At 69.1% G+C, this 13,444-nt stretch carries 13 protein-coding genes and 1 tRNA gene; 11 read left to right on the plus strand and 3 right to left on the minus strand.

The genetic code is table 11. The features are described 5' to 3' along the window. Window positions 1–38 precede the first annotated feature (38 nt). The 6 genes from BMZ83_RS08940 to cgi121 all read left to right on the plus strand — a co-directional run bounded on the left by BMZ83_RS08940 (window position 39) and on the right by cgi121 (window position 7,575). Window positions 39–803 carry an SAM hydrolase/SAM-dependent halogenase family protein gene (locus tag BMZ83_RS08940; protein ID WP_074877780.1) on the plus strand — a complete coding sequence of 255 codons (765 nt, stop codon included), beginning with the start codon at window positions 39–41 and terminating at the stop codon, window positions 801–803. A 62-nt stretch (window positions 804–865) separates the two neighbouring features. After that, on the plus strand, window positions 866–2,833 hold the full coding sequence (locus tag BMZ83_RS08945) for an ABC transporter ATP-binding protein (RefSeq protein ID WP_074877782.1): 1,968 nt from the start codon (window positions 866–868) through the stop codon (window positions 2,831–2,833). Window positions 2,834–2,877: 44 nt separating this feature from the next. Beyond that, on the plus strand, window positions 2,878–3,165 hold the full coding sequence (locus BMZ83_RS08950) for a GYD domain-containing protein (protein WP_074877783.1): 288 nt from the start codon (window positions 2,878–2,880) through the stop codon (window positions 3,163–3,165). A 46-nt stretch (window positions 3,166–3,211) separates the two neighbouring features. Next, entirely contained in the window at window positions 3,212–4,612 is a 1,401-nt protein-coding gene (locus BMZ83_RS08955; RefSeq protein WP_074877785.1) for an amidohydrolase, read from the plus strand. Window positions 4,613–4,690: 78 nt separating this feature from the next. Continuing rightward, entirely contained in the window at window positions 4,691–7,072 is a 2,382-nt protein-coding gene (locus BMZ83_RS08960; RefSeq protein ID WP_074877787.1) for an ATP-dependent DNA helicase, read from the plus strand. After that, the gene (cgi121, locus tag BMZ83_RS08965) at window positions 7,072–7,575 is read left to right on the plus strand and encodes a KEOPS complex subunit Cgi121 (protein WP_074877789.1); all 504 of its coding nucleotides are present in this window, start codon (window positions 7,072–7,074) and stop codon (window positions 7,573–7,575) included. The genes BMZ83_RS08960 and cgi121 overlap by 1 nt, the downstream gene beginning before the upstream one ends. Before the next feature lie 63 nt (window positions 7,576–7,638). On the opposite strand, the gene BMZ83_RS08970 is transcribed toward cgi121, so the two are convergent. Then, window positions 7,639–7,711: transfer RNA gene (locus tag BMZ83_RS08970), tRNA-Gln, on the minus strand. A gap of 162 nt (window positions 7,712–7,873) precedes the next feature. Further along, on the minus strand, window positions 7,874–8,428 hold the full coding sequence (locus BMZ83_RS08975; protein WP_074877791.1) for a DoxX family membrane protein: 555 nt from the start codon (window positions 8,426–8,428) through the stop codon (window positions 7,874–7,876). 128 nt (window positions 8,429–8,556) lie between these two features. Here BMZ83_RS08975 and BMZ83_RS08980 point away from each other — a divergent pair, with 128 nt between their 5' ends. The 4 genes from BMZ83_RS08980 (at window position 8,557) to BMZ83_RS08995 (ending at window position 11,653) form a co-directional block, all read left to right on the plus strand. Further along, a complete protein-coding gene (locus tag BMZ83_RS08980) occupies window positions 8,557–9,144 on the plus strand; it encodes an IMP cyclohydrolase (protein WP_074877793.1) in 588 nt (195 codons plus the stop codon). A gap of 37 nt (window positions 9,145–9,181) precedes the next feature. Next, entirely contained in the window at window positions 9,182–9,841 is a 660-nt protein-coding gene (locus BMZ83_RS08985; protein WP_074877795.1) for a metallophosphoesterase family protein, read from the plus strand. 370 nt (window positions 9,842–10,211) lie between these two features. Further along, complete coding sequence (locus BMZ83_RS08990; RefSeq protein WP_074877796.1) at window positions 10,212–11,207, plus strand: ribonucleotide-diphosphate reductase subunit beta; 996 nt, start codon at window positions 10,212–10,214, stop codon at window positions 11,205–11,207. 38 nt (window positions 11,208–11,245) lie between these two features. Next, entirely contained in the window at window positions 11,246–11,653 is a 408-nt protein-coding gene (locus BMZ83_RS08995) for an acyl-CoA thioesterase (RefSeq protein ID WP_079990150.1), read from the plus strand. 27 nt (window positions 11,654–11,680) lie between these two features. Here BMZ83_RS08995 and BMZ83_RS09000 read toward each other — a convergent pair whose 3' ends face one another. After that, on the minus strand, window positions 11,681–12,859 hold the full coding sequence (locus BMZ83_RS09000; RefSeq protein ID WP_074877799.1) for an aspartate kinase: 1,179 nt from the start codon (window positions 12,857–12,859) through the stop codon (window positions 11,681–11,683). A gap of 147 nt (window positions 12,860–13,006) precedes the next feature. On the opposite strand from BMZ83_RS09000, the gene BMZ83_RS09005 reads away from it, so the two are divergent. After that, window positions 13,007–13,294 (plus strand): translation initiation factor eIF-1A, encoded by a 288-nt coding sequence (locus BMZ83_RS09005; RefSeq protein ID WP_074877801.1) that lies wholly within the window; start codon window positions 13,007–13,009, stop codon window positions 13,292–13,294. The last annotated feature ends 150 nt before the right edge of the window (window positions 13,295–13,444 follow it).

The following is a 13,444-nucleotide window of genomic DNA, read 5'->3' on the forward strand; positions in this document are numbered from 1 at the left end:
CCGACGCTTTCAGCCCCCTGTCGCCCGTTCGTTCGCCCATGATCACGCTCGCCTCCGACTTCGGCACCCCCTACCCCGCGGCGATGAAGGGCGTCATCCTCCGGCAGTGTGACGCGCGACTGGTCGATGTCGCCCACGACTTCCCCCGGCAGGACGTGCGCGCGGCGGCGTTCTGGCTGCGCGAGGTGCTCCCGGAGTTCCCGCCGGCGACCCACCTCGTCGTCGTCGACCCCGGCGTCGGGACCGACCGCGCCGCAGTCGTCGTCGAGGCCGGCAACCACCGCATCGTCGCGCCGGACAACGGCGTCGCGCTCCCGGCGGCCCGTAAGCTTGCCGCCCGGGCGGACGGCGACGGGATCCGCGTCTACGAGATCGCGTACGACGACGGCGCGACCGCGAGCAACACGTTCCACGGCCGGGACGTGTTCGCGCCCGCCGCGGCGCGCGTCCACGAGGCCGACGCCGTCGACGACGCTGATCGCGTCACCCCCGCCGACGAGTGGGTCGACCTTCGGTTCCCGGAACCGGCGGTCCGCGACGACGGGGCGACCGGCGAGGTACTCGTCGTCGACGACTTCGGGAACGCGATCAGCAACGTCCCCGGGCGTGTGCTCGACGGCCGCGACGCGGTGACCGTGAACGGCGAGTCGGCGCCCGTGCGGGACGCCTACGCTGAGATGGCCCCGGGCGAGCGACTAGTGACCGTGGGGAGCCACGGCAACGTCGAGTTCGCGGTGAACCAGGGGCGGGGCGACGACGCGTTCGGACTCGGCGTCGGCGACGACGTGTCGCTCGACTGGTGAGAACCCCACACGTGTCGCCGCCACCGAGTCGTTTTCCCCGTGGGGCCCGGAGATAGTGGGACGTGCCACCAGACGACGATGACGAGTTCGCGGAACTGCGGGCGGAGGAGGGCAACGCCATCCTCCGGCTGTTTCTGGAGTACGGTCGCGAGCGCCTGCCGACGTTCGTCGGCGGCGCCGGCGCGGCGATCGTGCAGATGCTGATGGCGCTGGTGCCGTCGTTCGTGCTCGCGATCGCGATCGACTCGCTCTTCTTCGACACGCGGGCGTTCTCGCTGCCGCTGGTTCCCGCGGTGTGGATCCCGGGCGACCAGGGCGGACAGTTCCTGCTCGCCGGCGGTCTCGTCGCCGCCTCCTACGCGCTGAGCTCGGTCTTCAGCTGGGCGAACAACTACCTCTGGAACAGCTTCTCCCAGCACTTCCAGCATGCAGTGCGTGTGGACACCTACGACGCGCTCCAGCGACAGGGCGTGGAGTTCTTCGACAACCGCCAGACGGGCGAGGTGATGAGCATCCTGAACAACGACGTGAACCAACTCGAGGGGTTCCTGACGAACAACCTCAAGAGCCTCATCACCATCGTCGTCCGCGTCGGCGGGATGGGCGCGGTGATGCTGCTGATCAACTGGCGGCTCGCGCTGATCCCCGTCGCCGCCATCCCCGCGCTGGGGTACCTCAGCTACTGGTTCGTCGAGACCATCCACCCCAAGTACCAGGAGGTCCGCAGCGCCGTCGGGCGACTCAACAGCCGACTGGAGAACAACATCGGCGGCATCGAGACGCTGAAGTCGTTCACCACCGAGCCCTTCGAGACCGACCGGGTGCGGGAGTCCTCCAGGGAGTATCTCGACTCACAGTGGGACGCGATCACCACCCGGATCAAGTTCTTCCCCAGCCTGCAGGCGACGACCGCCGCGGCGTACGTCTCGGTCTTCTTCGTCGGCGGCTGGTGGGTGGTGACGGGCACGCCGCCGCACCCGTTCTTCTCCGGCGGCGACCCCGACGCGACGCTGACCGCGGGGACGCTCGTGCTCTTCCTGAACTACTCGCGGCGCTTCGTCTACCCGATGCGGCAGATGGGCCAGATCATCAACGGCTACCAGTACGCGGAGGCTGCGGGCGAGCGGATCGTCGGTCTACTCGACGACGACACCCGCGTGGGGACGGAGACCGACGGCGTCGAACTCGACGACGAGGAGCGACGTACGCCCGCCTACGGCACGGAGGCCGACGGCGTCGAGGGGCACGTCGAGTTCGACGACGTGCAGTTCGCCTACCGCGACGAGGACGGCGAGGCCGAGGAGACGGTCCTGCGCGGCATCAGCTTCGAGGCCGACGCCGGCGACTACGTCGGCCTCGTCGGCCCGACCGGCGCCGGGAAGTCGACGACGATGAAGCTCCTGCTGCGGTTCTACGACCCCGACTCGGGGACGATCAGGCTCGACGGCCGGGACGTGCGGGATATCGACATCCGGAGCCTCCGCGAGCACGTCGGCTACGTGAGTCAGGAGCCGTACCTCTTCTACGGCACCGTCGCCGACAACATCGCCTACGGCGTCCCGGAGTACGACGACGAGGCGATGCACGAGGCCGCCGAGACCGCCGGCGCCCACGAGTTCGTCGCCGACCTCGAGGACGGCTACGACACGATGGTGGGCGAGCGCGGCGTCAAGCTCTCGGGCGGCCAGCGCCAGCGGATCGCGCTGGCGCGGACGATCCTCCGGGACCCGGACGTGTTAGTCCTCGACGAGGCGACCAGCCACGTCGACAACGAGACCGAGGCGGTGATCCAGAACAGCCTCGAAGCGTTGACCGAGGACCGTACCGTCTTCGCCATCGCCCACCGGCTCTCGACGGTCCGGGACGCCGACCAGATCCTGGTGATGGACGACGGCGAGATCGTCGAGCGCGGCGACCACGAGCGGCTCATCGACGGCGACGGGCTCTACGCCAACCTCTGGCGCGTGCAGGTGGGGGAGATGGAGGCGCTGCCCGAGTCGTTCGTCGAGCGCAGCCTCGAAGCGCAGTAGCCCGGCCGGAACGTTTTCGTTACGTGGCAACGTTTGGCACGGTTATGGGTACGTACATGGCGCTGGTCGACGTGACCGACGAGACCGTCCAGAACGTGCAGGACCTCGCCACTATCTGGGGCGACCTGACTGGCGACATCGAGGCACTGGGAGGAGAACTGCTGGAGGCCTACGCGATCCTCGGCGAGCACGACTTCCTCGTGATCTTCGAGGCCGACGGCCGCGACGGCGCGTTCCAGACCTCGGTCTCGATCGAACGATACGGGCTCGACACCCAGACGATGGAGATCATCCCGGTCGACGACCTGGGCGGGCTCGTCCAGGACATCTGATCGCGGTCGGGGAACCCTTATCGCGACGCAGTAACACCCACCGGTCGTGAGTAAACAGGACCTGTTCGACGAGATCGAGGCCGAACGCGACTGGCTGACAGACGTCTCCGAGCAACTCTGGGAGAACCCGGAGGTCGCGCTCCAGGAGCACGACTCCGCGGCGCTGCTGCAGGACGCGCTCCGCGAGGAGGGGTTCACCGTCGAGTCCGGCGTCGCCGGCATCGACACCGCCTTCGTCGCGCGGTACGGCGACGACGAGCCCGTCGTCGGGACGATGGGCGAGTTCGACGCGCTACCGGGGATGAGTCAGGCCGCGAAAGCCGAGCGCGAACCGATAGCGGAGGGCGCGCCGGGGCACGGCTGTGGCCACAACCTGTTCGGCACCGGGAGCCTCGCGGGTGCCGTCGCGGTCAAGCGCGCGATCGAGCGCGGGGACGCCGAGGGATCGGTCGTCTACCTCGGCACGCCCGCCGAGGAGGTCGGCGCCGGCAAGGTGTACATGATTCAGGACGGCGCGTTCGACGACGTGGACGCCGTCGTCTCGTGGCACCCCGACTGGATCAACGCGCCCAACAAGGGCTCCTGTCTCGCGGTCGATTCGTTCTCGATCGAGTTCACGGGGGAGACCGCCCACGCCGCCGCGGCGCCGGAAGCCGGCCGGAGCGCGCTCGACGGCGTCCAACTCCTGGGTACCGGGATCGAGTACATGCGCGAGCACGTCGCGGACGCCGTCCGCATCCACTACGTCGTCACCGAGGGGGGGCAGGCCGCCAACATCGTCCCCGAGGAGGCGGCGATGGAGGTGATGGTCCGCGCGCCCGACCGCGACTCCGTCGAGACCGTCTCGGACCGCGTCCGCGACGCCGCCGAGGGCGCGGCGCTGATGTCCGGCACGGACGTGGACGTGACCCAGACCACCGGGATGTACGGCGTGCTCCCGAACTACGCGCTCGCGGACTCGATCCGGGCGAACATGGACGCCGCCGAGTTCCCGCTGACCGAGGAGCAGGAGGCGTTCGCGGCCGAACTGAAGGAGACGCTCGACGACCCCTCCTACGCCGGCGTCCCGCCGGAACGCCGCGACGCGGCTGCCGATTCGGCGATGTTCACGGACCCCATCGACGCCCCCGACGAGGACGCGACCGGCTCGTACTCCACGGACTCCGGCGACGTGTCGTGGACCGTCCCGCTCGGTCGGTTCCGCGCGGCGACGTGGCCCGCCGGTACCCCGGCCCACTCGTGGCAGGCCGTCGCCGCCGGCAAGGACCTCGGGACGGCGGCGATGCTGTTCGCGGGCAAGGTCGTCGCCGGCTCGCTGTACGACCTGCTGACCGACGAGGAGCTGCTCGCCGAGGCCCGCGCGGAGTTCGAGGAGCGAAAGGGCGACCGCGAGTACGAGTCGCCGCTGCCCGAGGACGCCGATCCCTACGAGCTCACCGACCGCTGATGCGGGTCGGTCGCGCCGAAAACCCGGCGTCGCGCCGGACCCCGCAACTTAAACCCGAGAGCGGGCAACTCCCACCCAATGAAGCCGACGGAGCTGTCGGGCCTGCCTGCGGGCGTCGGGGAGCACCTCGAGGGCGAGGGCGTCGAGGCGCTCTACCCGCCCCAGGCCGAGGCCGTCGAGCGCGGCGTGACCGACGGCGAGAACGTCGTCGCCGCGGTCCCCACCGCCTCGGGGAAGACGCTGATCGCCGAACTCGCGATGCTCTCCGCCGTCGAACGCGGCGGGACCGCCCTCTACATCGTCCCGCTCAGAGCCCTCGCGAGCGAGAAGCGGGCGGAGTTCGAGCGCTGGGAGGAGTACGGCGTCACCGTCGGCGTCTCGACGGGGAACTACGAGTCCGACGGCGAGTGGCTGGGCTCGCGGGACGTCGTCGTCGCCACCAGCGAGAAGGTCGACTCGCTGGTCAGGAACGGCGCGCCGTGGATCGACGACCTCTCCTGTGTCGTCGCCGACGAGGTCCACCTCGTCGACGACCGCGAGCGCGGCCCCACGCTCGAGGTCACGCTCGCGAAACTCCGGCGGCTCAACCACGACCTCCAGACGGTCGCGCTCTCGGCGACGGTCGGCAACGCCCCCGAGATCGCCGACTGGCTCGACGCCGAACTGGTCGACTCCGACTGGCGCCCGATCGACCTGAAGACGGGCGTTCACTTCGGGAACGCGATCAACTTCGCCGACGGCTCCCAACGGAAGGTACGGGTCGACAGCGGCGGCAAGCAGACCCCGGCGCTCGTCGACGACACGCTGGACGAGGGGGGATCGAGCCTCGTGTTCGTCAACTCCCGGCGCAACGCCGAGTCCGCCGCCGGCCGGCTCGGCGGCGTCACGGGCGACCACCTGACCGACGCGGAACGCGTCGAACTCCGGGAACTGGCGGCCGACATCCGGGACGTGTCCGACACCGCCACCAGCGACGACCTCGCGGACTGCGTCGAACGGGGGGCCGCGTTCCACCACGCCGGCCTCTCCAGCGAGCACCGGGACCTCGTCGAGGACGCGTTCCGCGACCGGCTGATCAAGGTGATCGCGGCGACGCCGACGCTGGCCGCGGGCGTGAACACGCCCTCCCGCCGCGTGATCGTCCGGGACTGGCGGCGCTACGACCCGGAGTTCGGCGGCATGAAGCCGCTCGACACCCTCGAAGTGCACCAGATGATGGGCCGGGCGGGCCGGCCGGGGCTCGACCCCTACGGCGAGGCGGTCCTCTTGGCGTCGAACAACGACACGAAGGAGGAACTGTTCGAGCGCTACATCCACGGCGAGCCCGAACCGGTGCGCTCGAAACTCGCCGCTGAACCCGCGCTGCGGACCCATCTGCTGGCGACGGTCGCCTCCGGGTTCGCGAACACTCGCGAGGACATCCTGGAGTTCCTCGACAACACGCTCTACGCGGTCCAGAGCGCCGGGAACGCGCAGTTGGAGTCGGTGACCGACACGGTCCTGAACTACCTCGACGCCAACGAGTTCGTCGACCGCGACGGCGACACGATCACCGCGACCGAGATCGGCCACACCGTCTCGCGGCTCTACCTGGATCCGATGAGCGCCGCGGCGATCATCGACGGCCTGCGCGACGCTGAGGGCGACGACGGGAGCCGGGAGTACGGCTCCCGGGGCGCCGTGGACGGCGACCCCGACGAGTCGTCCGGCTTCGTCACCGGGAACGACCTGCTTGACGACGATCCGCTGGCCGACACGGAGGCGGAGGGCGACGCGGGGACGGGCGACGACGCCGACGATGTCTCCGCGCTCGGCCTCTACCACCTCGTCTCGCGGACGCCGGACATGTACCAGCTCTACCTGAAGTCCGGCGACCGCGAGACCTACGAGGAGGAGCTGTTCGAGCGCGAGACCGAACTGCTCGGGCGCACCCCCTCGGAGTACGACGACGTGGCGTTCGAGGAGTGGCTCTCCGCGCTCAAGACCGCCCGGATGCTGGAGGACTGGGCCGGCGAGGTCGACGAGAGCCGCATCGCCGAGCGCTATGGCGTCGGCCCGGGGGACATCCGCGGGAAGGTCGACACCGCCCAGTGGCTGCTCAACGCCGCCGAGCGGCTGGCGGGCGAACTCGACCTCTCGAACGTCGTCGCCGTCCGCGAGGCGAAAAAGCGCGTCGAGGACGGCGTCCGGGAGGAGCTGCTCGACCTCACGGGCGTCCGTGGCGTCGGGCGCAAGCGCGCGCGGCGGCTGTTCGAGGCCGGTATCGAGACCCGTGCGGACCTCCGGAACGCGGACAAGTCGGTCGTGCTCGGGGCGCTCCGCGGGGAGAAGACCGCCGAGACCGTCCTCGAGAACGTCGGCCGCGAGGACCCGTCGATGGAGGGCGTGACCGCGGACGCCGACGCGAAACGTGCCGGGCGCGAGGAGGAGGAGGGCCAGGCCTCGCTGGGTGATTTCTGATGCGCCTGCTCGACGGGACGACGACGGTCGACGACCTCGACGCGTTCCTCGCGACGCTCGACGACGTGGCCGAGGCGACCGGGACGACGGTGCAGGCGTTCGACGCCGACTACGTGGTCTCGGCTGCACACCTCGCCCGCGCGCTGGACCGCGCCGACCGCGCCATCGCCCGCGGGGAGAACGTCGCCCGGGAGCGCGCGGTCGAGGTGCTCTGCTACGCGGCCGGCCGCCGGCAGATCAACCGTGCGCTGGAGATGGGCGTGGCCGAGGGGGCGAACCGCGTCGTCGCCCTGGTGGACTCGCCTGCCGGCGACGAGAGCGCGGAGGCCGAGGCGGTCGAGCTGCTCCGCGACCACGTCGAGGAGGCGGCAGTGCTGGGCGAGTACGACGAGGCGACGGTCAGGGCGTTCTTCGACGTCTCCGACGCCGAACTCGACGCCGTCGACGGCGGCCTCGCGGACCTGGTGCTCGAGCGCGTGGCGCTGCTGGACGTGGAGAAGTAGGTACGCGACTGACCTCGCATGGGTTCGGTCGCCCTCGCTGGTCGGTCGAGAACCGTGAGGAAGTAGTCCATCCTGGATTCGAACCAGGGTCGAAGCCCCCAGAAGGCTTCAGGATTGGCCACTACCCCAATGGACTGATCCGTCCGCCACCTCGTCGCCGCCGGTGGCGTCCTTCGCATCCAACGCTAGCCCGTTGGCAAGTATGAGTGTTTCGGAGTCAATCGCCGGCCAGCCGTCGGTTCGCGTGCCGCGTGGCTGTCCCCGCTGGCGTCGAAGAAAGAGATCCCCCACCGCGACGTTACCCGAGGAGGTACCGCATCCACGGGTAGCGTTCCACCAACGGCCGGCCGTCGATCTCGTACTGCTCGATGTACTGGTCGACCCCGAGGATGCGGCCCGCGCCGAACGCCGCGACCGCGAGGAACGTGAGCATGTACGCGAAGTCGCCGTTGATGTAGCCGTGGGAGACGCTCCAGTTGCCCAGGTAGAACATGAGCATCATGAACGCGCCCCAGAACGCCGCGAGGCGGGTGAGCCCGCCGACCAGGAGCCCGAGGCCGATCAGCAGCTCACCCCAGGGCACCGCGACGTTCACGAAGTCGAGGAACAGCTGGGACGACCCCATCGCCTCGAACAGCCCGGCGACGGGGCTGCCGTTGGCCCGCGGCGCGTTGTTGAGGTAGCCCGCGGCCGAGAAGCTCCCGCTGAGCACCTTGTCCAGCCCGCTCTGGAAGAACGCGATCCCCATCATCAGGCGCAGGGCGAGGATGAACCACACGCTCAGCGTGTGGAGCTTCCCCTCTGCGGTGAACCCCGCCACCGTGCTCCGGAGTGTTACTTCTTGAGTTGCCATGGTTGGAGTGTGAACCGGACGGGTCTTATGCCCCGCCGGCCGTTCCCGAACTCTGGGAACGCCGATTACGGCCGTTCTCGGCCGCTGGGAACCACCACCTACTTGCCCGCTTCGCCCACAGAACCGGTATGTACGTCGGCCGCTTCCTCGTCGCCGCACCCGGACTGGCAGCCTACCGCGTCTCCTCGCGCTCGTTCCCGAACCGGAAGGTGATCGAGCGCGACGGCAGCCTCACCGTCGTTCCCACGGACGACGCCGAACCGACGGACAACCCCTACGTCTCCTACAACTGCGTCCGGACCGTCGACCGCCCCGAGGGGCAGCGAGCCGTCGTCGGCAACGGCTCCCACGTCGACCCGATCGCGGAGAAAGTCGGGATGGGCTACCCCGCCCGCGACGCGCTCGCGGCCGCGCTGCTCGCGCTGGACTTCGAGAAGGACGACTACGACACGCCCCGGATCGCCGCCGTCGTGAGCGACGACACCGCGTTCGTCGGCACCGTCCGCCGGGACGCACTGCTCGTTAAGGAGGTCGACGAGCCAACGCTCGTGGCGACCTACGAGAAGGACAGCCCGGAACCGTTCGCGCTCGAGGCCGACGACGCCGCCGCGGCCGCGCGGGAACTGTACGACAGCCCCTACGAGCACGCCGTCTGTGCTGCGGGAGTGACTGTCGGCGTCGACGGCGTCGAGACGGCGATCCACAACGGCGAGTAGCACGACGCTTTTCCCGGTCGCCGCGCTTTCGTCGCCCATGCGACTCGGCGTCATTTCGGACGTGCACGGGAACCTGCCCGCGCTGGAGGCGGTGCTCGACGGCATGCCGACGGTGGACGCGCTGGTCTGTGCCGGCGACGTGGTGGGCTACAACCCCTGGCCGGCCGAGTGCGTCGACACGGTTCGGGAGCGGGGGATCCCCAGCGTACAGGGGAACCACGACCGGGCAGTCGCCAGCGGCCGGGCACCCGGCTTCAACGGGATGGCTCAGGCCGGCGTCGACTACGCCCGCGAGCAGCTCGACGCCGACGCGCTCGACTGGCTGGACGCGCTCCCGACCGAGCGCCACGTCGCCAACGGGCGGGTGAAGGTCGTCCACGGCCACCCCGACGACCCGGACCACTACACCTACCCCCGCGAGTTTGCCCCCGACTTGCTCGACGGCGAGGAGCTGCTGATCATGGGTCACACCCACGTCCAGCACCACGCGGTCTTCGACGAGGGGATCGTCCTGAACCCCGGCAGCGTCGGCCAACCCCGCGATCGAGACCCCGACGCGGCCTACGCCGTGGTCGACCTCGACGACCGAACCGTCGACGAGCGTCGCGTGAGCTACGACATCGACGCCGTCGTCGACGCCGTGGCGGATACCGACCTCCCCCCGGAGATCGGGGAACGGCTGCGGGACGGTCGGTAGCGCCACGGGAAATCAGTTTCCGGGCACCCCTAGTTCTCCGCTTCCAGTACCCGCCGAACAGCGACGCGTCGACGGTCCTCCCGCCCGTCGAACAATTAAGCTTGTACTATTGAAACCAAACTGGGAAAGCCTTAACCCGGTCGCCGAAAACCGAGCAAACGGCGAGACCCGGTTCGCGGGAGCGAGCCGAAAACGGCCGATAGCGGTGCTATGAGTGGCAACGCTGTCGATCGCTCCCGCCGGGTCCGTCGCGGAACATGACCCAAGCGAACCCACCTACGACCGATCGAATCGACGACCGACTCGCCGCGGCGACGGCGCATCTGGACCTCCCGAGCGTCGAGGACCCGACCTGCGAGGCCTGTCAGTAATGCCGATCGACTACCTCACCGACAGCGACACGCACGACCCGAACAAGATCCTGCCGTTCGACTACGAGTGGGCCCGCGAGTACTACGAGGCGGGCGTCGACAACAACTGGGTGCCCGAGGAGATCCCGATGGGCAACGACGTCAAGCAGTGGAACGGTGACGAACTCACCGACGCCGAGCGCCGGCTGGTCGAGTGGAACCTCGGGTTCTTCTCGACGGCGGAGTCCCTGACCGCGAACAACATCGTGCTCGCGGTGTACGACCACGTGACGGCGCCGGAGTGCCGCCAGTGCCTGCTCCGGCAGGCGTACGAGGAGGCCGTCCATACGGACACGTTCATCTACTGCTGTGACTCGCTGGGGTTCGAGCCCGACTACCTCTACGGGATGTACGACCGCATTCCCGCCATGGAGGCCAAGGACGACTTCGTCGTCGGCCTCACGCAGGTCGTCGACGACCCCGAGTTCACCATCGAGGACGAGGACGACGTGCGGGCGTTCCTCCGGGACCTCGTCGGCTTCTACGTCATCATGGAGGGGATCTTCTTCGACGCCGGGTTCGCGATGATGCTCGGCCTGAAGCGCCAGGACAAGCTCACCGGGATCGGCGAGCAGTTCGAGTACATCATGCGCGACGAGTCGCTGCATCTGGGCTTCGGCATCGAACTCATCGGCGCCATCCGCGAGGAGACCGACGCCTGGACCGCGGAGTTCGAGTGGGAGATGCGCAACCTGATCCTCGACGCGGTGGGGCTGGAACAGCGCTACGCCCGCGAGGCGTGCCCCGAGGAGATCCTCGGGATGGGGCCCGAGCAGTTCTCGGAGTACGTCGAGTACGTCGCGGACCGACGGCTGACCCAACTCGGCATGGAGCCGGAGTACGGCACCGAGAACCCGTTCCCGTGGCTCTCGGAGGCCGCCGACCTCAACCGGGAGAAGAACTCCTTCGAGACGCAGGTCACGGAGTACCGCTCCGGGGGGTCGCTGGAGTGGTGAGACTCATCGACTCCTACACCGAGACCAGCGAGGTGGTGATGCCCGACGAGACCAACAACCTCGGGCGCGCGCTCGGCGGCTGGGTGCTCCACCGGATGGACCTCGGCGGCGTCGTCGCCGCCCGGCGGTTCGCACAGTCGCAGGTGGTCACCGCCAGCATCGACCGCGTGGACTTCCACGCGCCGATCGACTTGGGCGATATCGTCGTGCTCACTGCCTACGTCTACGACGTGGGGGAGACGAGCATGCAGGTGCGCGTCGACGTGACCGCCGAGCGCCCCAGCGAGGGCGTCGAGCGCGACACCGCCTCCTCACACCTGACGTTCGTCGCCATCGACGACGCGGAGCGCGTGCAGTCGGTGCCGGAGCTGACGGTCGAAACCGCCGAAGAACGTCGCCTGCGGGAGGCCGCACGGAACGGGGAGCCGGCGGCGCCGACGCAGTAGCGGGCAGGTCCCACCCCTGGTCCGCCTTCAGAACTGCTCGTGGACGATGTCGAGCGTTTCCTCCCGGTCCTCCCACGCCACGAAGATGGCGACGGAGGTCGCGGAGGTGATCAGGTCGTGGATGTTGATGCCCGCCTCGGCCAGCGGGTCGACGAGCGTCCGGATCACGCCCGGCTGGTTGGGCAGTTCGCCGCCGGTCACGCGGATCACGGCGATCTCGTCCTCGACGGTGACCGAGGAGAGCGACTCGTCCTCGACGACCGCGTCGTGGAGCGTCGCCTCCGCCTCCTCGGCCACGGTGGTCTCGACGTAGTACGTCAGCGAGTCCATCCCGCTCGCGACGGCGTCGATGTTGATCCCCGCGTCGCTGAGCGTCTGTGAGACCTCCGCGAGGATCCCCGGCCGGTTCCGGATCGCGCGCCCGGCGACGGTGAGACAGGACAGCGGCGCCTCCTCCATGTCGATCAGGTGCTCGAAGCTCCCCTCGACGCTGGTCCCGCCCGAGAGCAGGTTGCCGTGCTGGTAGTGGACCACCCGGACGCCGAGGTCCTCGTCCTTGTAGACCAGCGCGGAGGGGGCGACCACCTCGGCGCCCCGGAACGAGAGGTTGCGGAGCTCGTCGACGGTGATGCTGCCGACGTTGCGCGCGCCCTCGACCACCCGCGGGTCGCCGGTCATCACGCCCTCCACGTCGGTGACGATCACCACCTCGTCGGCGTCGAGATACTTCCCGAGCATCATCGCCGTGGTGTCCGAGCCGCCGCGGCCGAGCGTCGTCACGTTGCCCGCGGGGTCCTCCGCGAGAAAGCCCGTGATGACGGGGACGGTGTCGCCCAGTACCGCGGCGAGCTCGTCGACGCGGCGCTGGGTCTCCTCGGCGTCGATCTCGCCGCGCTCGTTGGTGACGACCGGCCAGTCCTCGCCCCCCGGTTCGAGGAAGGTGGCGTCGACGTCCCGTGTCGCGAGCGCGGCCTTCAGCATCCGGACGGAGGTGCGCTCCCCCATCGAGACGATCTCCGCGCGGTCCTCGTCGCTGGCGTCGAAGGAGATCTCGTCGAGCAGTTCGTCGGTCTGTGACCCCATCGCGCTGGCGACGACGGCGATCTCGTGACCCGCCGCGACGGCGTCGGCGACGGAGTCCGCAGCCCGTTCGATCCGGTCGCCCGAACCGAGCGAGGTGCCGCCGAACTTCGCGACTACGCGCACCGTCGAACACCTGCCAAGTCGTGCGTTCCGTTCATACGCCTGCTTCTCGGAGGCCCGAGTTAATGCTGTCTCTCCCGGTATTCGGTGTGGGGGTCAGTGACGGGCGTGTATCCCACGGCTTATCCGTGGGTGCCGCGTAATGATCGTATGAGCGAGGATTCATCAGGGCGCAAGAACCTCCGGATGCCGGACGACGACCAAGTGTTCGGTGTCGTCACCGAGCACCTCGGTGGCAACCACGTTCGGGTTCGGTGTGCGGACGGCGAGACGCGACTGGGGCGCATCCCGGGGCGGATGAAGTACCGCACCTGGATCAGCGAGGACGACGTGGTCATCCTCGAGCCCTGGGACTGGCAGGACGAGAAGGGCAACATCGAATGGCGCTACGAGGAGCAGGACGCCGAGCAGCTGCGTCGCGAAGGCCACATCGACTGATTCTTCGGCGGCTGAACCGGGTCCCGCCCGCTTCGGTTCGACAGCGACGGTGCTGTTCGGCCGTCAATTTTTTGTGTGTCAGTCATTAACACACACATGAACCCCGTTGAGGCGGGTTCCGACGGGAACTACCGTCGTAGCGGACGAGAG

Origin of the sequence: Halolamina pelagica, from assembly GCF_900115675.1 — an archaeon.
Lineage (GTDB): Archaea > Halobacteriota > Halobacteria > Halobacteriales > Haloferacaceae > Halolamina > Halolamina pelagica.